General features: G+C 37.3%; 18 protein-coding genes and 1 rRNA gene. 6 read left to right on the top strand and 13 right to left on the bottom strand.

The features are described 5' to 3' along the window. The first annotated feature begins 10 nt into the window (after window positions 1-10). From AC3WOM_RS14835 to AC3WOM_RS14825, 3 genes are read left to right on the top strand one after another with little or no spacing between them, the layout of a single operon-like run. Window positions 11-1732 (top strand): ABC transporter permease, encoded by a 1722-nt coding sequence (locus AC3WOM_RS14835; RefSeq protein ID WP_427539439.1) that lies wholly within the window; start codon window positions 11-13, stop codon window positions 1730-1732. Window positions 1733-1759: 27 nt separating this feature from the next. Then, on the top strand, window positions 1760-3274 hold the full coding sequence (gene argH / locus AC3WOM_RS14830) for an argininosuccinate lyase (protein WP_427539436.1): 1515 nt from the start codon (window positions 1760-1762) through the stop codon (window positions 3272-3274). Beyond that, window positions 3271-4218, top strand: a complete 948-nt coding sequence (locus AC3WOM_RS14825) for an N-acetylglucosamine kinase (protein ID WP_427539433.1) — start codon at window positions 3271-3273, stop codon at window positions 4216-4218. The genes argH and AC3WOM_RS14825 overlap by 4 nt, the downstream gene beginning before the upstream one ends. Before the next feature lie 40 nt (window positions 4219-4258). Here AC3WOM_RS14825 and AC3WOM_RS14820 read toward each other — a convergent pair whose 3' ends face one another. From AC3WOM_RS14820 to AC3WOM_RS14805, 4 genes are all read right to left on the bottom strand, one after another. After that, a complete protein-coding gene (locus AC3WOM_RS14820; protein WP_492447395.1) occupies window positions 4259-5563 on the bottom strand; it encodes a transglutaminase domain-containing protein in 1305 nt (434 codons plus the stop codon). A gap of 131 nt (window positions 5564-5694) precedes the next feature. Further along, complete coding sequence (locus AC3WOM_RS14815) at window positions 5695-6849, bottom strand: transglutaminase domain-containing protein (RefSeq protein WP_492447394.1); 1155 nt, start codon at window positions 6847-6849, stop codon at window positions 5695-5697. 232 nt (window positions 6850-7081) lie between these two features. Next, on the bottom strand, window positions 7082-7342 hold the full coding sequence (locus AC3WOM_RS14810) for a metal-sensitive transcriptional regulator (RefSeq protein WP_004233098.1): 261 nt from the start codon (window positions 7340-7342) through the stop codon (window positions 7082-7084). Between the two features lie 74 nt (window positions 7343-7416). Next, complete coding sequence (locus AC3WOM_RS14805) at window positions 7417-8127, bottom strand: glycosyltransferase family 2 protein (RefSeq protein WP_427539424.1); 711 nt, start codon at window positions 8125-8127, stop codon at window positions 7417-7419. A 185-nt stretch (window positions 8128-8312) separates the two neighbouring features. On the opposite strand from AC3WOM_RS14805, the gene AC3WOM_RS14800 reads away from it, so the two are divergent. Then, on the top strand, window positions 8313-10256 hold the full coding sequence (locus AC3WOM_RS14800; RefSeq protein ID WP_492447393.1) for an SEL1-like repeat protein: 1944 nt from the start codon (window positions 8313-8315) through the stop codon (window positions 10254-10256). Between the two features lie 59 nt (window positions 10257-10315). Here the strand turns inward: AC3WOM_RS14800 and AC3WOM_RS14795 are convergent, their stop codons facing one another. The 6 genes from AC3WOM_RS14795 to AC3WOM_RS14770 form a co-directional block, all read right to left on the bottom strand. Next, entirely contained in the window at window positions 10316-10720 is a 405-nt protein-coding gene (locus tag AC3WOM_RS14795) for a hypothetical protein (protein ID WP_427539418.1), read from the bottom strand. A gap of 74 nt (window positions 10721-10794) precedes the next feature. Continuing rightward, a complete protein-coding gene (locus AC3WOM_RS14790) occupies window positions 10795-12165 on the bottom strand; it encodes a sensor histidine kinase (protein WP_492447418.1) in 1371 nt (456 codons plus the stop codon). Then, window positions 12165-12836, bottom strand: a complete 672-nt coding sequence (locus AC3WOM_RS14785; protein ID WP_427539415.1) for a response regulator transcription factor — start codon at window positions 12834-12836, stop codon at window positions 12165-12167. The genes AC3WOM_RS14790 and AC3WOM_RS14785 overlap by 1 nt, the downstream gene beginning before the upstream one ends. 137 nt (window positions 12837-12973) lie before the next feature. Beyond that, on the bottom strand, window positions 12974-14068 hold the full coding sequence (locus AC3WOM_RS14780) for a DUF1648 domain-containing protein (protein ID WP_492447392.1): 1095 nt from the start codon (window positions 14066-14068) through the stop codon (window positions 12974-12976). A 4-nt stretch (window positions 14069-14072) separates the two neighbouring features. Next, window positions 14073-14468: a GntR family transcriptional regulator gene (locus AC3WOM_RS14775; protein ID WP_492447391.1), complete on the bottom strand. Its 396-nt coding sequence runs from the start codon at window positions 14466-14468 to the stop codon at window positions 14073-14075. A gap of 75 nt (window positions 14469-14543) precedes the next feature. Continuing rightward, the gene (locus AC3WOM_RS14770) at window positions 14544-15431 is read right to left on the bottom strand and encodes a LysR family transcriptional regulator (protein ID WP_492447390.1); all 888 of its coding nucleotides are present in this window, start codon (window positions 15429-15431) and stop codon (window positions 14544-14546) included. A gap of 120 nt (window positions 15432-15551) precedes the next feature. Here AC3WOM_RS14770 and AC3WOM_RS14765 point away from each other — a divergent pair, with 120 nt between their 5' ends. Then, the gene (locus AC3WOM_RS14765) at window positions 15552-16217 is read left to right on the top strand and encodes an O-methyltransferase (protein WP_492447389.1); all 666 of its coding nucleotides are present in this window, start codon (window positions 15552-15554) and stop codon (window positions 16215-16217) included. Between the two features lie 322 nt (window positions 16218-16539). Here AC3WOM_RS14765 and aceB read toward each other — a convergent pair whose 3' ends face one another. Together aceB and aceA are read right to left on the bottom strand one after the other, a co-directional pair. Continuing rightward, a complete protein-coding gene (gene aceB / locus AC3WOM_RS14760) occupies window positions 16540-18138 on the bottom strand; it encodes a malate synthase A (protein WP_492447388.1) in 1599 nt (532 codons plus the stop codon). Between the two features lie 114 nt (window positions 18139-18252). Next, the gene (aceA, locus tag AC3WOM_RS14755) at window positions 18253-19536 is read right to left on the bottom strand and encodes an isocitrate lyase (RefSeq protein WP_427539397.1); all 1284 of its coding nucleotides are present in this window, start codon (window positions 19534-19536) and stop codon (window positions 18253-18255) included. Between the two features lie 214 nt (window positions 19537-19750). On the opposite strand from aceA, the gene AC3WOM_RS14750 reads away from it, so the two are divergent. Then, window positions 19751-20422, top strand: a complete 672-nt coding sequence (locus tag AC3WOM_RS14750; RefSeq protein ID WP_492447387.1) for a LytTR family DNA-binding domain-containing protein — start codon at window positions 19751-19753, stop codon at window positions 20420-20422. Window positions 20423-21233: 811 nt separating this feature from the next. On the opposite strand, the gene rrf is transcribed toward AC3WOM_RS14750, so the two are convergent. Then, window positions 21234-21308: ribosomal RNA gene (gene rrf / locus AC3WOM_RS14745) — 5S ribosomal RNA — on the bottom strand; the annotation flags it as partial.

Here is a 21308-nt window from a genome sequence, read left to right as displayed (position 1 = left end):
GGAAGCTGACATGAACAAAACACCTGTCAACACTCCTAAAGAAAATATATGGTCACGAGTTACGTATTCTAATTGGTTTGTATACATCCTCATATCGCCATTATTTTTAATATTGCTTGCCTATGTGGTTTATCCCTTCTATCAAACTTTTTTACAGAGTTTTTCAGGAAATGATCCATTTTTCTCCTATAAAAAATTTTTTGATCTGGCTAGCCCCGCCAATTTAGAAGCGTTATGGACTAGTTTATATATTTCAGTCATTAGTGTTATATGTTGTGCAATTGTTGGAGTGACAATGGCATTTTTACTAGAACGTTATGATTTTCCAGGAAGACGGCTGCTATCAGTTTTGGTATTAGTACCCATGGCTCTTCCACCGTTAGTAGGTGTGTTGTCCTTTACATTTTTATATGGGGAAAGCGGTATCTTCCCCCGTGCCTTCCAGCATTTATTTGGATTGAGTCAGGTACCCTTTTCGTTAAAAGGAATTTGGGGAGTTATCGTTGTCCATACATTCACGATGTATACCTATTTCTACCTGACGGCCTCTGCTGCTATAAAGGGGCTTGATCCAGCTTTAGAGGAAGCAGCAACGAGCCTTGGCGCTGGACGTATTCGCATATGGACAAAGGTTATTTTACCGATGCTGACTCCTTCAATAGTGGCATCTTCATTATTAGTATTTATGATATCTATGGCATCCTACACGGCACCATTAATGTTCGGTGTAGAGCGTACAATGACAATGCAAATTTATTTATCTAGAACAAATGGCAATCTAGATATGGCGGCGACACAATCTATGATTTTATCCTTTGTGTCCATCTCATTTCTGTTGCTGATGCGTTGGTATCAAAATCGCCGTAACTACCAAAATCTAAGCAAAGGCGTCAGTATCCATCGATCAGAAGTATCTTCAAAGGGAATGAAAATAACTGCTGTTGCTGCATCATTCATCAGCACCTTAATTTTAATTTTACCCATATTAGTACTAGTCTTAATTTCATTTTCTGTGGATGGTGCATGGAAAACGCAAATTCTCCCAACAGAATACACAATGAATCATTATGTTGCACTGTTTACAGATGAACGCACATGGCGACCAATTTGGAATTCCATACAAATGGGTGTTGTTGCGACGATTGGTAATATAATTTTTGGAGTTGCAGCTGCCTATGCTATGGTACGATTAAACTTTAAAGGTAAAACGTTACTTGATATATTAATTATGGTACCATGGGCATTACCAGGGACAGTTGTAGCTGTTAACTTAATTGCAGCCTTTAGTACTGAAAACGTCTTCGCTTTTAATCAAGTGCTCATTGGGACGTTCTGGATTTTACCGTTAGCTTACTTTATTAGACATTTACCGCTTGTCTTTCGCTCGACATCTGCTTCACTTGTGCAATTAGATCAGTCTATCGAAGAAGCATCTCGAGGATTAGGTGCCACTTGGTGGTATACGTTTAGACGTATCGTAGTACCGCTCACCTTTACTGGAATTCTTGCTGGTACATTATTAGCGCTTGTCCAAAGCATTGGTGAGTTTGTAGCATCCATTCTTATTTACAGTACATCTACTATTCCACTGTCCGTCGCTATATTCCAAAAACTATATTCATTTAAATTTGGAACTGCCTGTGCATATGGTGTTTTACAAATTTGCTTAATTTTAATTGTACTGATTATTTCTGAGAAGTTATCTAAGGGCAGTGCTGGCTCAGCCATCTAACTGCTAATCTACTAGGAGGCAATGAACATGTTTGAAGATTTCCGCAATAAAACACAGCAAGAAGATGGGATGATTTTCCCTTCTAATATTTATCGCAAAATTGTCTTACAACCGGCCTATGATGAAGCAAAGAAAAACTTTTTATCAATCATGCTACAAATTAATATTGCACACTTAAAAATGCTGGAAGAACAAGGACTCGTAAAAAATGAAGAAGCAAAACAAATTGGCGTCGCACTTAAAAAGCTAGATTTAAACTATTATCGCTTAGAGGATTACAGCCCAAGATACGAGGATTTATTCTTCCGTATCGAAAATAAATTAATAGAACTAGCTGGTGATATTGCTGGAAATCTTCACATAGGCAGAAGTCGTAATGACATGGGTATTGCCATTTATCGCATGACATTAAGAAAAAAATTATTATTGCTTATGCGTGAATTATTGACATTACGTGATGATTTAATCGCGGCTGCAGAAGAACATGTGGATACTATTATGATTGGCTATACTCATACTCAACAGGCACAGCCAACAACCTTTGCACATTATTTGAAGGCTGTTATCGATCAACTGGAGCGAGATTTCGAACGTTTGCAGCACGTCTACAAAACAGTTAATCGCAGCAGCATGGGGGCAGCGGCACTAACAACGACAGGCTTCAAAATTAGCCGAGAGCGCATGCGTGATTTATTGGCATTCGATGATATTATAGAAAATGCTTGGGATGCTGTTGCAGGTGCAGATTATATTGCCGAGGCAGCAAGCATTGTACAGCTTGCGGCACTTAATCTTGGTCGCACATCTCAGGATTTTTTACTGTGGGCAACTCAGGAATTCAATGCCTTTACACTAGCAAGTCCGTATGTACAAATTAGCTCCATCATGCCACAAAAGCGTAACCCTGTTTCAATCGAGCATACTCGTTCATTGCTCTCAGCGGTTGTTGGGGATGCTAGTACAGTATTACAAATGGTACATAATACACCGTTTGGAGATATCGTAGACACAGAAGATGATATGCAGCCCTATTTATGGCGTGCTATTGATCGTTTACTAGGTATTTACAAACTATTTGGTTCACTTGTTGTGACAATGAATGTGAACAAGAAAAAATTAAAAAATAGAGCAGAAAATAGCTTTGCTAACGTTACAGAGCTTGCTGATACATTAGTACGGTCAGAGGGGATATCCTTCCGTCAGTCACATAGTATTGTCAGCAAATGCATAAAAGTACTGCTTGCTCACGGTGAGGAATCTTTGGTAAGCCTTACATGGGGATTAGCAAATACACAGTCTAAGCTAATTACTGGTAAACCGTTAAATATTTCTGAAGAGGATTTTTATAACACTTTAAAACCTGAAACTTTTGTAGGTGTTCGTACTTTGCCTGGTGGTCCAGCACCAGAAACGATGAAGGCGTCGCTTGAAAGATCTAAGGTAAAAGCTCAAGATCTTTATGCCTGGATTCATGCAAAGGAGACAAAAATCATTGAAGCAGAAAAGCAATTAACTGTATTTTTAGAGGACTGGAATCAATGACGAAATGGCTCCTTATTGTTGACGGTGGTGCTACTAAGACGGCTTGTGCAGTCGTACACGCTGAATCCGGTGAAATTAAATATTCAAACTCAACAAAGGGCTCCAACTATCAAGCTATTGGTACTGAATCAGCTACAGCGGTATTGCATTCATTACTAGCAAATGTGTATGATTTTTTACAAAAACAAGAGAGCTCAAAAATTGCAGTAGCAACCTTTGCATTGTCTGGGATTGATTCTAATAAAGATCATGAAATTGTATCAGCTATTGTACATCACGTCATCTCCTCTATCTCATTGCAAGTAGATACACTTATTATCGAAAATGATGCACAAGCTACCTTACTAGGGGTCACCGCCGAACAGGCAGGTGCTTTACTAATTGCTGGCACGGGTGCTATTGCGTATGCGTATGATGGCTCTAAAATTGCACGCGCTGGTGGTTGGGGACATCGTGCAGGGGATGAAGGCAGTGGCTATTGGTTAGGACAAGAAGTAATTCGTGCTATTTTTAAGATGGAGGATGGACGTGGGGAACCAACGATCTTAAAAAATGCAGTCTATCATTATTTACGCATTCAAGATGTTACGGAACTAGCGGCATGGCTGTTCCGTCCATCTTACACGAATGCACAGCTCGCAAAAATGGGTGCATTTCTGGCAGAGGCAGTAACTAAAAAGGATTCTTGTGCCACTCAAATATCCATGCGTGCTGCCCATGAATTAGTGCTTTTAGCTTGTGCAGTATTGAAAAAAATTGGCTATAATGGCGGCACATTTAACCTTTATTGCAACGGTGGTGCTATTAAGCATAACCCAATTATTTTTAAAACCTTCTCACAGGAAATGAAATCCATGTATCCACAAATTGAGGTTGGCTTATGCCAGCATCAGCCTATTTATTACCTAATAGAGCGTACAAAAAGGGCCTATGACAACTTATAATGTCATAGGCCTTTTATATAGAAAAACACATTATACAATGTTAGAGCGCCATTTTTTTCAATCCATCTGTCGTAAAATATAAATAGCCGTCTTTTACAAATAAATTCTTCGTATCCTCTCTATTTAGAACTTGTTCTCCACTTCCGTCAGGACGAATTTTTGTTAAATATGCACCTTGTGAATAATTGCTAAAATAGAGCCAGCCATCTGCATATACGATAAATTGTGCTCGAGAGTTTGAAATACGCTCTGACTGACCTGATTTCAAATCTAGCATATATAGTTTATTATCATCAGCAACATTACTATAAAAAATTTGCTGTCCTACCTGAGCCGGAAAATCTACATTATGAAAATAGTTATACATGGTATTCGTCGCTTTTGGATAGTCCTCTGCAATCCATGTATGATCCTTTGCCATCGTTCGATCATCCACTAAAAAGTATTGATATCGTACCGCCCCTTTACGATCAGGGACTGGGTCATTCCAAGTCGTATCGAGATGATACCATTGGCCATCAAGCTTAACTAAATTCCAAGCATGTCCTTCCTGTCCAACATAGCCCACTATATATTTAGTTTCTATACCTAGCTTTTGGAGCATCGAATGTGCTAATAATGCATATCCCTGACAAACACCACCATGCTCAGCCAGTACAGTATATGCGCTATGCGGGCTTGAGGATGTTTGATCGGTATAAGCTGTGTTAGCAACGATAAAGTCATTGACAGCCCTAACCTTCTCTAAATCATTTAAAGAACTTTTTTGAATAGAAGTGACGATATCTTGAATATTCGTTTCTACATATGCGGCTTGATCTGGAGTCATCAAATAGCTTTGATTACCATAAATTGTCGCTGTTTTTCTGCCATATTCAAAACGGATTGAGTGTTTGCTAATATGTCCATATACATAATCATCTCGCTTTATAGCATTGTCATAGGCTTCTTCCACGATTTGTTCAATCCGTTGTGTACTTCCTTTATATTGAATCTCAAAAGTTGGCGAAAAACTACTGTAGTAAGCATACATTGCATCAGCCATTTCTTTTGCATTTGTTACAACTAATTTTGCTTCAGGCTTTGGAGCAGCAGGAGCTGTGACAGCAACGCCAGCTTCTGGTCCCTCTTCTAGAGGTGTGGCTGTTTCAATGGAGGCGTTCTCTGACAATTTGGCAGTGACATCTACTATTTTTTCCTTTGTTGAGAGTATCATTGTTTCAATTTCATCATTATTTGCCCAAGTTATTACTTGTTGGACAACTGCCTTTCCAGCCGTATAAATTGGGTCAATAAATATAACGATTATTACGATAATGGCTAATTTTTTCCACAAAATCCTCACCTCCAACCATCTTCTTCTTTTCATTATATACAAAAAAAGCACAAAGAACTCACTAGAAAGTTCTTTTGTGCTTACATTTTATTTACAGATATTTAATTTTAAGAGGTTCTATTTTTTATATCTTTAGAATCCTAGTTAATTTTAAGTTTTTGTTCTTTCTTATTCATATTGTAAACTAAATGACTATCACTAATTCTTAAATCTGAAACAGATTGCTTTACAAGCACTTCCATTTTTAATGTCTTAAGATTTAGTTTTGTTAAAAAACCGCTATTACTGTAGTCACTGAAGTACAAAAAGTTATCCGCACCAGTAATATAGAGGGCACGCTTATCAATAATTTTAGTCTTCTTGCCACTTGCTAAATCAAGCTTATACAACTTATCATTATCTGCTGTATTACTAAAGTATAAAGTGTTCTTATCTTGATAGGCATAATGAATATTTTGCATATAGCTATATGCTGTACTTGTTGCGGCAGGATAATCTGATGTTATCCAAGTATGATCTTTTTTAAGTTGTGCATCTGTTACTAAAAAATAATCATATGAAGAAACACCTACTCGATTCGGTAATGGATCATTCCAAGTTGTATCTAAATGATACCATTTGCCATTCAACTTTACTAAGTTCCATGCATGGTCCTCATTGCCGTTCACATAGCCAACAACATACTTCGATTCGATTCCTACTTGTTCCAGCATTTTATAAGCTGCTAGCGTATAACCTTGACATACAGCCTGCCCTTCCATTAACAGCGCATATGCACTATGAGGACTAGCCTTTGTATTAGTACCATACTCGCTATTTGACACAATATAATCATTAATTGCCTTTACTTTTTCAAACTCTGTCATAGAAGGCTTAATAATTGTTTTTAATACTTGATCAATCTTTTTTTGTACAGCGACTTCTTGTGTTTGGTTTGTGAAATATTTGACTTTAAATGTCACATTGCCAGCTGAATCCGCAGATATAGCGGTACTCTCCAAATGACCACTCGCATAGACGGCTTGCTTCTGTGCCTTTTCATAGGCTTCCATAAATTTATCTTTAAAATTAGTCATTGGACCACTATATGTAATTTTAATTTCTGGTGCGAAATTATTTAATTGCTTGACGATTTCTGCTGTGAATTGATCCCAAGTAGTTACTTTAGAGTTAGCTACTACATTATAAGCAATCACTGGGGAAGTATTTTCTGGATGAGTATCTGTATTTTGAGCAAAGGCTGCTGTTGGACTTAGCATCAATAAAGCTGCTCCACTTATCAACCATTTTTTCATAATAATCACCTTCCCTTTTATGGTAATCTTCTTACTAATTAGCATAACAGAAAAAGTAACTATAAATCTATCGTACAAGTTCACTAACTGTGACTTTTAACTAGAGAAACCATAAAATTACATAGGTTAAAATCCCCAGCTTTTTTAAATTAGAACCGAAATAAACTATATTTTTGCAAAAAATAAAAACCCACCTAAAACAGTGAGTTTAATGGGTATTTTCCCCTTTTTTTCAACGACTCTTTACTACTAAATTAACTGCTTCCTGAATAGCTTCATTCATTTTCTCGCCATCCCCTTCAGCATTTTGTACACACTCTAAAAGATTTGTACTTACAATCACTCCAACCGTACGATCTACTGCTGAACGTACTGCGGACAATTGGGTAATGACTGCCTTACAATCCTTTTCTTCCTCCATCATTTTCAAAATACCACGTAGCTGACCTTCCATACGTTTAACACGATTTTTTACTTGATCTGAATACTCCATCATCATTGCCCCTTCTTTCCATACTCGCTACGTTCTTGAGTAATTAATGTTTTTTTGCACATTTATTCAACTTATTAATTATTCTCCCTTGGTTTTAAATAATTCATAAGCATTTTAGTAATAATTGTCCCTGCATTTGTTATTTCATCGTATTGTATAATTGTGTTTTTCTTTATACGTAACTGTCCAATCTCCACCTCAAAAATTGGACATTTTCTTTTAAGGGCAGCAACTAGCATATTTGTATCATACTCATAACGCACTCCCTTTACACGCAGCAACCATGGAAGCTCTTTAATAGAGATATACCTTAGACCAGTCTGAGTATCCATTAGCTTTCTATGGTATAGAAGCTCGAAAAACAAGCTTGTTGCACGATTTCCCCAGTAGGATAAGAGTGTGCTGTCCGATGAATGAAAATTACGTACTCCCAGTACAATTCCTTCTGAGAACACCTTTGTCATCGTTAACACCAATTTTACATCTTGCACTGTATGTTGATTGTGGGCACCGACTGTAATTACACCCTGAAACAGATTTTTTTGCGACCATATATATGAAAATGCTGTTTTAAGTGCGCCGCCCTTTCCAATATTTTTATCATGTTGTAACACTCGACAGCAATTAATGCTCTTCAGCTCTTCGAAAATATCTGCATATTTATCGTCACTTCCATCATTAACGATAATAATTTGTGAAATCTTTGTTGTTAAAAGCTGATGTACATAGGTTATTAATGAAGATTGTGGATTAAATGCTGGAATAATGGCTGCGATATTTTTCATTATTACTATCCTCCGGACGACATTAAAATGAAACTTTGGCAGATGTACTTTTTAACAATTCCTTTTGAAAATCTCCCTTATATCACATAGTATCATGTAACGATGACAATTCAACTGATGAATCCCATTAAACATATCAATAATATAGATATTTTCCCGATATATGAAAAAAGAGGATGAAAGAGGTGAGGACAATCGTCAGACAAGAGGAAATCCTACGACATCAATGTAAGAAAGTAAGAGCGTTATCCTTTCTAAATTTAGCTGAAAATTTACAGGGTGCAAATGCATTCGCTATTTCGAAGCCAGCTCTATCCCTACATAAATCACTGCTTGTACTAGAGGAAATTTTATATGAAATTTATAAGTTAGAAATGCATGCAGAGCCGAGGCTGAAAAGCATACATTCTTTACTTAATCATCGTAATTTTGTCGCTAAAATACATCCGCGTCGTATTTATTTATTAATGAACCTTGTGAATAAAATGGCTTCCAGTCAAAGCAATGAGATTGTCGAGGCAAAGGCTGCAAAAATTGTACTTGATTATATAAGTGATATTGTAGAGTGGTTTATTAAACGCTTTGATCGAAGCTTCAAGGCCAAATTACCAGGCAAAGGCTCTAATTTTGAAAATTTAGCATCCATTGTTAATGCCAGTATGCTACATCAAGATCAACAGTCAGCCGAGGCCTATAAAAATTCAGCAGGCTGGTTCGAGATGGCAGCAAAACAGGGAAATCCAAGTGCCCAATATAATTTAGGGGTGCTTTATAATCACGGACGTGGAGTAAAAAAAGATTATACTTTAGCAAGAAAGTGGTATGAGAGAGCAGCAGCGCAAAAAGATGCAAATGCTTTATACAGTTTAGGGGTACTTTATCATTTAGGACAGGGCGTCTCGCAGGATTATGAGAAAGCAGCTCACTACTATAAAGAGGCTGCGAATTTAGGAAATGCAGATGCTCAGTATAATTTAGGTGTTCTTTTTAATCAAGGACTTGGTGTACCTTTAGATTTTTTTGAGGCAGCAAAATGGTATATTGCTGCAGCCAATCAAGGCTATACGAGCGCACAAAATAATCTTGGATTTCTTTATCATAATGGAACTGGTGTAGAGCAAAGCTATGAAGAAGCTATCACTTATTTTGAAATGGCTGCCTTAGCAGGCGATGCAAGTGCCCAATATAATCTTGGCTATATGTATCTAAAAGGTCGTGGTATCACACAAAATTTCGAAGAAGCTGCTAGATGGTTCCACATGGCAGCACTCCAAGACCATACCAATGCAGAGTTTCAATTAGCGATGCTCTATAACACCGGTCAAGGTATCGCTCAGGACCATATAGAGGCTATTAAGTGGTTTAAGCTTGCGGCACATAGCGGACATACAAATGCTCAATATTGTCTCGGCCTGTTGTATCAAAAGGAGAAGGATATGGCATTAGCTGAAAAATGGTTGCAGCTCGCCGCTAGCCATGGACATATAAGTGCAGGTTTTGAGCTTGGATGTATGTATGTACATCAGCTTGAACAGCCTGACAAAGCGTTACCTTACTTTAAAAAGGCCGCAGAAAAAGGCTATGCTGATGCCCAGTACGAGCTTGGATTATTATATGCAAATGGATCTGGCGTCACATTAAATTATAATGAGGCAGTGAAATGGTGGAGAGCAGCCACAGATCAGTCTCATATTAATGCAGAGTACCAATTAGGATTATTGTATGAACAGGGCTTAGGAATTGCACAAGATTTAGAAGAGGCGCGGCGTTGCTATCGTCTAGCGGCCATTCAAGGGCATTCAGGTGCTCAATACCAGCTTGGAAATATATTTGATAAGGGAAAAGGTGTCAAACAGGATTATACTGAGGCAGCAAAGTGGATTGAACAGGCTGCGGCACAAGGTCATGCCAAAGCACGGTATCAATTAGCTCAAATGCATAGTCATGGACAAGGTGTACCAAAGGATTTTGCAAAAGCCGCACAACTGTATCGCCTAGCGGCTTATCAAGGCCATCAAAAGGCCCAATTCCAGCTAGGTATGTTGTATAAAAAGGGGCAGGGTGTTGCTCAAGATTATAATGAGGCAACAAAATGGCTCAAGATGTCTCTTGAAAATATAAAAGAATAGCCCTCTTAAACAAAGATACCGTGTCATCAGCCAGTTTAAAAATGACACGGTATTAGCCTTTAATTTTTCATTTCTTCTTTTTGATGAATCATAAATGTTACAACGATAAATAATGCAAAGCTTATTAACAAGGTTGTCCCACCTACAATAAAGAAAACTAATGTAAATGTACTGCTAAAATTAAATGGATTTATATTATAAAACCACATGCCTAATGTTAAGCCAAAAACACCTAAAATCGCTGTCCAGCCATGTACAGTAACTAATTTTTGAGACTTCACTTTGAACGCTCGATAAAAAATTCCCCATGCAAACATACTTAACCAACCTACTAGTAAAACGTGTGCATGTATTGGTCTAAATTGATAACTTCCTGAACCAGACATATGTGAGCCTAAATACGTTCCAAACAATGCAAAAATTGCAGCAAGGCGTATTAAACGTAAACTCCATTTTTGTTCCATACGATTATTCCCCCTAAGCTTTTTCAACTATCAGCAGTTTATCGTAGGAACATGAACTTTACATGAACTCCTTATTACAGTTTTGGTAAGCGGATATAAACCTTTGTACCCGTGTGAATAACACTTTCCATCTCAACCGTACCTTCATGTAGCTCTGCGATTTGTTTAACAATGGCTAGTCCAAGCCCAGTCCCTTGCTTTGTTCTTGAAGCATCTACTCGATAGAAGCGATCAAATACCTGCCGTAATTGATCGGCTGTTATTCCTATACCACTATCCTCGATTAGTACTTCAACATAGGTCGATTGCTCCTGTAAACGAATATGAATTTCTCCGTTCTCGACATTATATTTAATGGCATTGGTCAATAAATTATCCCAAATATTTTGTAACAGCCCTGCATCGCCGTTATAAATAAGTGGCTCAAGCTGATAGGATAATTGTACATTTGCCTCCTCAAGCTGCCAGCGATATTTGTTAACTGTTTCCTTTAATTGCTCATCTAAGCGATAAGATTCACGCTTTAACAATCTTGTAGATTGGTCGAGGGAAGTTAGTAAAAGTAACTGCTTCGTTAATGTAGAAAGACGCTTTGTTTCCAGCTCAATAATCATTGTATATTCCTGTCGCTCCTGTTCTGTTAGCGAAGGATTCTTTAATAAATCTACATAACCTTGAATATTTAGCAATGGTGACTGAAAATCATGTGATACATTACTAATAAACTCCTTACGTATGCGATCATTTTCCTGTAATTTTTCAGTCATGACATTAAAACTAATTGCAAGTTGTCCAATTTCATCTGCACGATCAATATCCAATAACGTATCAAATTTTTCATGAGCTAGCTGATGTGTGGCCTCAGTTAGCTGTGTAATGGGGCGAATTAATGCTTTAGCAAATAGTAGCATTGCTAATAAGCTAAGAACTGTCATTACTAAAATAAGTCCAGCTAGAATTGTATGGACCTCAGAGAATAATAATCGAATATCGGGTCTTATAAACAATGCATAATGCTTTTTTTCAATTGTAAATGGGACACCTATCGTATTTATAAGCTCATTCGCAAAAAAGCCTGTCACAAATGTCTCTTTTGGAAATTCACGCATACCATGATAAATTTCACCCCCTGTAACACGCTCAACAACTTCAGAAGACAATGTTTTATCTCGGTATTCTCCTCCAAAAAATTGCCCTTCATCACCATCTGTAATATAGATTTGGTAGCCAATTTCCCCCAGGGTAGTTAAATATTTATCAAGATCCTTAGGCTTTGTGGTCTCAATATAGCTCGCAATTTCCCGTGCAATATTCACATTTTTGGCATCATTTTTTTCCTTTACAACTTGATGATAATAAGTGTTTGTCGCTAAAAAGCCTATACACAAGCTGCCAATCATAACAAGCATCGTTGTGACAACGAACTTACTATATAATGTTTTCATCATGTAATAACCTCAAGCTTATAACCAACACCACGCACTGTTGTAATCTCAACATCTGTTATATAGCGGTGCAATCTCTCTCGAATACGCTTCACATGCGTATTTAACGTTTGCTCATCACCTTCATAGTCATAGCCCCATACTTGTTCCATAATGAAACTACGCGTGAATACCTGATTTGGGCGCGAAGCGAGTAATGCTAGTAGCTCAAATTCCTTTAATGGCAATACTAGTGTATCTTCTCCAACGACAACCTCAAAGCTTCGGCGGTCAATGAATAGCTTCCCTACTTGGATAGTAATTTGATTTTTTTTATCTAATCTACGTAATATTGCCGCTACACGAAATAACAATTCCCTAGGTTCAAAGGGCTTCACAACATAGTCATCCGAGCCCGCTAAAAATCCTCGTTCCTTATCTTCAAGCTCTCCCTTTGCAGTTAACAGCAATACAGGAATATCGTAATCCTGGCTCAATATCTCCGTAAGCGTAAAACCATCCATTCCAGGCATCATCACATCTACAATTGCTAAATCAGGTAAGCTCCCCTCAAGTAATTGTAGTGCCTGCTGTCCATTTTCTGCCTGTAATACTTGATAGCCCTCTCTCGTAAGATATATATTCACAAGCTGTAATATGTGAACATCGTCATCCACAACAAGAATTTTCATATAGTTTGACCCTCCGTCCTTCCTTACACTCCTTAAAATTTATCATATGTTACTTTTTGGATACAAAAAAACTCGCTTATTTTTGCAGATGTATAGCAAAATATTTGCTATACATTCCTGTAGCAGCGAGAAGTTTTTTAGAGTGCGAAGATAGAAATTAACAATATAATAATTAGTGGTAATCCAATGACAATATACCCTCTTGGATTTGCTAGATTCATCGTCCAGCCTATGCCAAAGCGTTTCTCTACAAAAACAGAAGGGTCCTGTTTATTCATATAGATTAGTCCGCCCTTCCAAAAGCGATCATCATCTAAATCCATTACTTTAGAATCGATATTTTCTTCAAACTTCACACGCAACTGGCGTTTTTTCCATGCATAAGCAAGTAGTGAGCCTAGAATAATTACTAAATATAAAATAAATAACGGCAACAGTTTATTGCCCTCAGCTATCGAAGGATAAATATTGCTTAGCTGTAAAACCGTGAATAGAATTGTTAGTGTATAGCTTATAAGCATAAGGCTCCAACTCATATATTTTCGACTTTTTAGTTGATCCTCTAACGATTCCTCTTTACGATTAACAGCTAATTTAATCGCTGAACGTTTTATAGAATCAACAATTCCCCACATCATACATTGCATCATTAGCATGATCAGTGGTAAAGATAGGGCTGTAAAATACGATTTAGTTCTCCAAGAGTCTGCCTCACCACTTGGCCCCCAATGAACAGCAATTTTATCGGGTATTTGTTCATAATGTAGCAAAGTAAAAATGACTAAAAAGATTGTTACACCTAAAGGTACTACATAAAATGGCCATGGAAGCATTTCATCTTTGCTACGTGCTGTTAAATCAACGGAGCGCACTTGCTTGATATGCAAGCCCCATTGCTCTTGCTTTTTGAGTTTTAAAACTTTGTGATGATTCATCCAATATAACCCCATACTTACCGCAATCATAGCAAAAAAGCACCCAAGTAGTAAATTCCCTTGTACAAAGGTAGATTGTGCAAAAGAATAACCTACAATCATAATGATTAAAAACGCAATTCCAAAAACGCCTACAATTTGTGCATATTGCTTTTTCATATTCCTTAATGTTGGATGTTTTACATTCTGCTCGGGTACAGTAACACCAAAGATAATCGTTTCTCGTACGATATAGGGAATAAAAATTTGTAAAGCTAAATTTATGACGTAGATTGTGGTAAAAACACCAAGTAGCATTTCTTTATACCCCTTCTACTGATATTTGCAAATCCGCGAATACCTTTTTCATCATATGCTCAATTTGCTCTGCAGTTGCGCCGAGCACCATTCCTTCTGCCACAACAGGCTTTAAATTTTTTTCAATCAGCTGTAATTGTTCAGGTGTTAAGGCTCGTTCTTCCTCTGAACGAATAATAGCTCCTGATTTGGCTCTTATTGTGATAATTCCCTTTTCTTCTAGCTCATGATAGCTTTTATTGACCGTATGCATATTAACACCTAAATCAGCCGCTAAATTACGCACAGATGGCAAGGTATCACCAGGTTTCATTTCTCCTCTTGCAATCCCTTCAATAATTTGACGTGTTACCTGTTCATAAATGGGAACGTCAGATCGAGGCTCAATTTGAATATACATTTCAATCATCTCCATATTTGTTATATAAACAATATAACAAATATTTGATTGCTATGTATAAAGAAAGTGTTTAAATTATAAAGAGCTCCTAACCATCTCTATAAATTTTTGGACAAGCATGCTGTGTCTTTCATTCTTTCTTGTACATATAGCAATTTTATGTTTAATATGAATATCCTTCACATAAACTCTTGCCAAATGACCACTATCCACATACTCGCGTACTGCTAGTGATGAAATAAAGTTTGCACCATAGCCCGCCATAACAGAACGAATTGTTTCATTAATGCCATTGAATTGAAGCGCTATTTTTGGCGGTTTCACTTGATAGGTTTGACATAAAGAAAAAAGATGCTCCCTCATAGAGCTACCCTCCTCTCGCATTATAAAGGGTTCCTTCACCATATCAGCAAGTGCAATGGTTTGATTCGCATAGCGGTGAGCAGATGAAACGACAAACCATAATTCATCTTCAAACAGCTCCTCCCATGCTATTTCTTCTGGTCTTTCTGAAATACCACCACCATAAACGGCGATATCAGCTTTATAGTGAACTAGCTGCTCAAAGGCATCTTTCGTATTGGTTGTTGTAATGACTAGATTCACATCTTCATGCGCTCCTTTAAAGGCAGCTGCCCACTTAGGAATTAGAAAGTTAGCTGGTAAGTACGTTGCAACAATATGTATATTACCAGCCTTAGCAAGTCGATAATCCTCGATAAAGGATTCAATGTGCTCTTCAAGCGCAACAAGGTTTCTGGCTTTTTCCGCTAAGGCTCCTCCAAAATCTGTTAATACTACACCTCTTCCTTGCTGTTTGAATAATTGAACACCCATTTCATGTTCAAATTTTTTTATTTGACTTGAGACAGCTGGTTGGCTAATACAGAGTAATTCAGCAGCCTTTGTGAAACTACCTGTTGTAGCAACCTGATAAAATAATTTCAATGCATGAATATTCATAGTTTCACCCCACACTCATAATCTTAAGTTATGAATCAATAATAATAATATATTTTTATTATAATTTATTCTAACATACACTTAACCTGCAAGAGAAAATGTGGAAATGGAGAATATTTAATGATTAATTCAACTGTTTGGAATCATGTAGATAATTATTTTTTGGAAAAGCTAATACCGATGGATAGAAAACTTGAAGCTGTATTACAGGCTAATAAAGCAGCAGGTATTCCAGAAATCGATGTCTCACCAACTCAAGGCATGCTGTTGTATTTATTGGCTAAAATGAAAGGGGCAAAGAACATTTTAGAAATCGGAACTTTAGGTGGATACAGTAGTATATGGTTAGCACGCGCCCTTCCAAAAGAAGGTAAAATCTATACACTTGAGATTAATCCAGAGTACGCTTCCCTAGCAAAGCAAAATATTGAGAATGTTGGTTATGAAAATAAAGTGGAAATTATCGTTGGTAAAGCCTTAGACACATTGCCTACCCTGAAAAATGCAGCTCCAGCTTTTGATTTCATTTTTATCGATGCAGACAAGCCTAATAATCCAGACTATTTGAAGTGGGCTTTAGAATTGGCTAACCCAGGAGCTGTGATTGTCGCTGATAATGTAGTGCGCAATGGCGATGTAATTGACGAAAAAAGTGAAGATGAACGAGTACAAGGTGTACGACAATTCATGGATTTATTAAAAGAAGAATCAAAAATTGAATCTACAGCTATACAAACTGTTGGTAATAAGGGCTATGATGGCTTTGTGCTAGCGATCGTTAAGTAATTAAAAAGAGATGTCTCATAAATAGCTGAGACATCTCCCTGAAAAAAGCCATTCTGACTTTGCCTTCTTACTACTTTCATATTGAAAAAGATGTCCTACAAGCTCCCCATCTAAGCTTGCAAGACATCTTACACCCCATTTAAATCTCTTACCTTTTATAAGTAGACCCCTTTTTATTGCAAAAACGCGCTCATTTCGTTTAGAAAGGAACGGGGGAACAGACCCCGCTCATTTCAATAGTGGAATTGGGTGGACTGCATTCGAGTTCAGTCCACAATCATTTAGGAAAGTTGGATATGTTCGTTTAGTAGATTGTTTTGGATTAAGCTAATTTTTCATAACCTGGAAGTGTCAAGAATTCGGCAAATTCATCTTGCTCAATTAAAGATTTAAACAGCTCGGCAGCTTCACCATAGCGACCACTGTTATAGGCTTGTTCCCCAACAGCCTCTTTAATTTTCACAAGCTCTTCTTCCAAGATTTCTAGTACGAATGCCAATGTAATGCCACGTCCATCATCTAAAATACCCTTAGGATGACGAATCCATTGCCATACTTGCGTACGAGAGATTTCCGCAGTTGCAGCATCTTCCATTAAGTTATTAATTGGTGCAGCTCCGTTTCCTCGTAACCATGAGGCAATATATTGAACTCCTACACTACAGTTTACACGAAGACCATCGAGTGTAATTGTACCTTCTGGAACAGCTACTAAATCTTCCGCAATAACATTTACATCTTCACGTTTTTTATGGATTTGATTTGGCGTTGTCATAATTGCATCAAACTGCTCCATTGCCGTGGCAACCATACCTGGATGTGCAACCCAAGTACCGTCATGACCGTCTGTTGCCTCACGACGCTTATCCTCAGCAACTTTTGCAAATGCTACTGCATTCGCTTTATCGTCACCTTTAACTGGAATTTGTGCTGCCATTCCGCCCATTGCAGGAGCATTACGTTTATGACATGTTTGGATACATAATGACGTATATGCCTTCATGAATGGTACTGTCATTGTTACTTGCCCACGGTCAGGTAAAATTACATCAGGCTGGTTACGTAGACGTTTGATATAGCTGAAAATATAATCCCAACGTCCACAATTTAATCCAGCTGAGTGTTCACGTAGTTCATATAAAATTTCATCCATTTCAAATGCAGCTAAGATTGTTTCTATTAAAACAGTAGCCTTAATTGTACCTTGTGGGATGCCAATATAATCTTGAGCAAACACAAAGACATCATTCCATAAGCGTGCCTCTAAATGGCTTTCAAGCTTTGGTAAATAGAAGTATGGACCAGTACCCTTTGCCAATGCATTTTTAGCATTGTGGAATAAATACAAGCCGAAGTCAAAGAAACTACCTGAAATCGGTTCTCCATCCACGAGTACATGCTTTTCTAGTAAATGAAGACCACGTGGACGAACTAATAACACTGCTGTTTGCTCATTTAATTTATACGTTTTTCCATTGGATGCTTGAGTAAATTCAATTGTTTTATTAATAGCATCACGCATATTAATTTGACCGCCAATCATGTTTTCCCATGTTGGAGATGATGCATCCTCAAAGCAAGCCATAAACATTTTTGCACCAGAGTTTAATGCATTAATAACCATTTTACGATCTACAGGTCCTGTAATTTCAACACGGCGATCTTGCAAATCTGCTGGAAGTGGTGCAATTGTCCAATCTCCCTCACGAATATGCTTAGTTTCTGGTAAGAAATCAAGCTTCTCACCTGCATCAAGTCGTTTTTGACGTTCTTGACGTGCTGCTAGCAATTCTTTACGTCGAGCATCAAATTTTTCGTGCAGGGCAAGAACAAACTCAAGGGCTTCTGGTGTTAAGATTTCTTTTGTTTGCTCATTTTGATCCCCAACAATTTTAAGCTTACCTGTTGTTGCTTGTTCCATTAGTAGTTTCCCCCACCTTTGTGATTTTAAGTTGAGTCGTCCCCCGCCTTAGGAGGAGCGGAGGAGACCAATCTATGATTATGAATTTAGGATATAAGCGTAATTAATTTATAATTAAACAAATTGTTCTGTTTCTGTAGAGCCAGCCATTGCTGTTGTTGAAGAAGTACCACCAGAAATAACTTGAGAAACTTCATCAAAGTAACCAGTACCAACCTCACGTTGATGGCGTGTAGCTGTGTAACCTTTTGATTCAGATGCGAACTCAGCTTGTTGCAGCTTAGAGTATGCAGCCATACCATTATCTTTATAATCATGCGCAAGTTCGAACATAGAGTGGTTTAATGCATGGAAACCAGCTAATGTAACAAATTGGAATTTATATCCCAGTTTGCCAAGCTCGCGTTGATACTCAGCAATCTCCTCTTCTGAAAGGTTAGCCTTCCAGTTGAATGAAGGTGAGCAGTTATACGCAAGCATCTTACCTGGGAATTCAGCATGAATAGCTGCTGCAAATTCACGTGCTTCGTCAAGAGATGGCTTAGATGTTTCACACCAAATTAAATCTGCATATGGAGCGTAAGCTAAACCACGTGCAATTGCTTGTTTAATACCTGGTTTTGTACGGAAGAAACCTTCTGGTGTACGTTCACCTGTAATAAATTCAGCATCGCGTGGATCAATATCAGATGTTACCATATCAGCTGCATCTGCATCTGTACGAGCGATTAAAATTGTATCTACACCCATTACATCTGTTGCAAGACGAGCAGCAACTAAGTTACGAACAGCATTTTGTGTTGGAAGTAAAACTTTACCACCTAAGTGACCACATTTTTTCTCAGAAGCTAATTGATCCTCTAAGTGAACACCAGCAGCTCCTGCTTCAATCATTCCTTTTACAAGTTCAAATACATTTAGAGGACCACCGAAGCCAGCCTCAGCATCTGCCACGATTGGAGCGAACCAATCGAATTGATCTACACGTCCTTCAGCATGATCGATTTGATCAGCACGTTGTAAAGCTTGGTTAATACGCTTTACTACTGCTGGTACAGAGTTCGCTGGATATAAAGATTGGTCAGGGTACATTTGACCAGAAAGGTTTGCATCAGCAGCCACTTGCCAGCCTGATAAGTAAATTGCTTGTAATCCTGCTTTTACTTGTTGTACAGCTTGATTACCAGTTAATGCACCTAATGCATTAATAAATGGTTCTTCATGTAGAGACTTCCAAAGTCGAGCAGCACCTTTAGATGCTAAAGTTTGTTCAAGTATAATAGAACCTTGTAGCTTAATAACCTCTTCAGCTGAATATGAGCGTTCAATACCTGCCCAACGTGGGTTCTCTGCCCATTCTTTTTCTAGTACTTGAATTTTTTCTTGACGTGTTGACATATTGAAATTCCACCTTCCCCTTTGTATACAATTCACTCTGTTAAAAAACTTTTAATTAACTGTTCCATAACAGGTTTATTTGTTGTAAATTAATATATAACAGAACATCTGAATTTTCATTATTTTTAGATAAAAGACCAAATTTTAATGATAAAACCACTTTTTTCAACGACGAAATTTGGTAAACTGTTTACAAACAAGGGGGATATTCACAATGAATAATGAGTCGTTTTCTTTACCAAAAGATATTTCACAACAGTTTATTTCAATATTAAAGGACTGGATTCCAGCCTATTCTTCCATTGCAATTGCTGTCGAAAATTCTTATATTTATTTTCATTCTGGACATCAAAACATCAACTTGGAAGTGGGGCAACAAGTCCAACCTGGTAGCATTGCGGAGCAGGTGATCCGTACAGGAAAACGGACAGATGCAATTTTAGATAATTCCCTATTTGAAACACCCTATTATGGTATAGGCTATCCGATACACATTTTAGATGCACCTGCAGCACTTGTTGTAGTATTACCTTCAGCCTTTACAGAAAAGAAATTAGAACCATTTCAATTCTTAACAGGCAAACATGAGGAAGAATGGAATCCTGTGGCTATTGATAAGATATCTCATATTGAGAGCCTACAGAAAAAAACGTTGTTTTATGTGGAGGGAGATCAATTCAAAACTAGTATCACACTAAAGGAGCTACAAATGCGTTTACCTTCGTTCTTTATTCGCATTCATAGATCCTATATTGTGAATATTTATTTCATAAAAAAAATGGCGCGAGATCTTACTTCAAATTTTATAATTACTTTAAAAGATGGAAGCGAACTACCCGTAAGTCAATCTTATTTAAATAATCTTCGAAATGCTTTAGAGTTCTAAATTTTAGAATTGGAGCATATAGAATTGATTTGAACTTCTCCTTGCCAAGTGGTAAGTGCTCTTGAACTATGAATTTCAATAGATTCAGATCGTGTAGCTTTAGATAGCAATGATGTTTATAGAACTAAATATAATCCGTCTAAAAAGTCATAACGATGTAAATAATATTTATCCTTCTTATATTCATCCAGTCTGGTAATTCTACTTCCCATTTGTCTCAAATTTTTTCATTCATTGAATTAGAGACTGCCATATGCTTATGCTGTCTCTTAATAGTTTGCAAACAGTTTCACCAGTGTTACACTCTTCGAATGAACGCTTATAATTTTATTTTAACTAGATGTTTATATCGATCCATAAAAAATACTCCTGATTAAGTAGTTGGATTTTATCTGTCTACCTAATCAGGAGTATATCAATCAAATCAACTCAAATTTTATGTTTTAATGGATTTGCACAATTTTAGGAATCCAAAATTTACCTATTTGTAATCAGTTTATTTTAAATCAGCAGATTTTTAGTGTATGAAAGTGGAGTGACAGCAACAAATGTTTTTGTACCGAAAGCGAAGTTCGGTACAAAATACTATCACCTCTATAGGTGCGAGATGAATGGAATTTTTATCAAGATGAACTTTTCGAGCAAGTTCGAAAAAATCTGGACGGCAATTACGCTGGGATGTAATTGATAAATACCAATTTTTCTTATTATAATAAAACAATCATGAGTTTCTGACTCCCAAATCAAGCATGAAATAGTTTTTTACAGAAAAAAAGAAAAAACCAGAGTAATGTACTCTGGTTTTACTATTGCCTAGCAATGTCCTACTCTCACAGGGGGAAGCCCCCAACTACCATCGGCGCTAAAGAGCTTAACTTCCGTGTTC

This window comes from Lysinibacillus sp. FW301-JW8, assembly GCF_058788755.1.
The sequence above is the reverse complement of the archived record's forward strand: the minus strand, read 5'-3'. Positions and strand labels throughout refer to the sequence as shown.

Bases quoted from the DNA above. Each gene is read 5' to 3' on its own strand.
- AC3WOM_RS14780 (WP_492447392.1), bottom strand. From the start codon at position 14,068: ATGCTACTTGGTGTTTTTACCACAATCTACGTCATAAATTTAGCTTTA.
- AC3WOM_RS14835 (WP_427539439.1), top strand. From the start codon at position 11: ATGAACAAAACACCTGTCAACACTCCTAAAGAAAATATATGGTCACGA.
- AC3WOM_RS14765 (WP_492447389.1), top strand. From the start codon at position 15,552: ATGATTAATTCAACTGTTTGGAATCATGTAGATAATTATTTTTTGGAA.
- AC3WOM_RS14790 (WP_492447418.1), bottom strand. From the start codon at position 12,165: ATGAAAACATTATATAGTAAGTTCGTTGTCACAACGATGCTTGTTATG.
- AC3WOM_RS14825 (WP_427539433.1), top strand. From the start codon at position 3,271: ATGACGAAATGGCTCCTTATTGTTGACGGTGGTGCTACTAAGACGGCT.
- AC3WOM_RS14815 (WP_492447394.1), bottom strand. From the start codon at position 6,849: ATGAAAAAATGGTTGATAAGTGGAGCAGCTTTATTGATGCTAAGTCCA.
- AC3WOM_RS14805 (WP_427539424.1), bottom strand. From the start codon at position 8,127: ATGAAAAATATCGCAGCCATTATTCCAGCATTTAATCCACAATCTTCA.
- AC3WOM_RS14795 (WP_427539418.1), bottom strand. From the start codon at position 10,720: ATGGAACAAAAATGGAGTTTACGTTTAATACGCCTTGCTGCAATTTTT.
- AC3WOM_RS14810 (WP_004233098.1), bottom strand. From the start codon at position 7,342: ATGGAGTATTCAGATCAAGTAAAAAATCGTGTTAAACGTATGGAAGGT.
- AC3WOM_RS14770 (WP_492447390.1), bottom strand. From the start codon at position 15,431: ATGAATATTCATGCATTGAAATTATTTTATCAGGTTGCTACAACAGGT.
- AC3WOM_RS14785 (WP_427539415.1), bottom strand. From the start codon at position 12,836: ATGAAAATTCTTGTTGTGGATGACGATGTTCACATATTACAGCTTGTG.
- AC3WOM_RS14750 (WP_492447387.1), top strand. From the start codon at position 19,751: ATGAATAATGAGTCGTTTTCTTTACCAAAAGATATTTCACAACAGTTT.
- aceB (WP_492447388.1), bottom strand. From the start codon at position 18,138: ATGGAACAAGCAACAACAGGTAAGCTTAAAATTGTTGGGGATCAAAAT.
- aceA (WP_427539397.1), bottom strand. From the start codon at position 19,536: ATGTCAACACGTCAAGAAAAAATTCAAGTACTAGAAAAAGAATGGGCA.
- AC3WOM_RS14775 (WP_492447391.1), bottom strand. From the start codon at position 14,468: ATGTATATTCAAATTGAGCCTCGATCTGACGTTCCCATTTATGAACAG.
- argH (WP_427539436.1), top strand. From the start codon at position 1,760: ATGTTTGAAGATTTCCGCAATAAAACACAGCAAGAAGATGGGATGATT.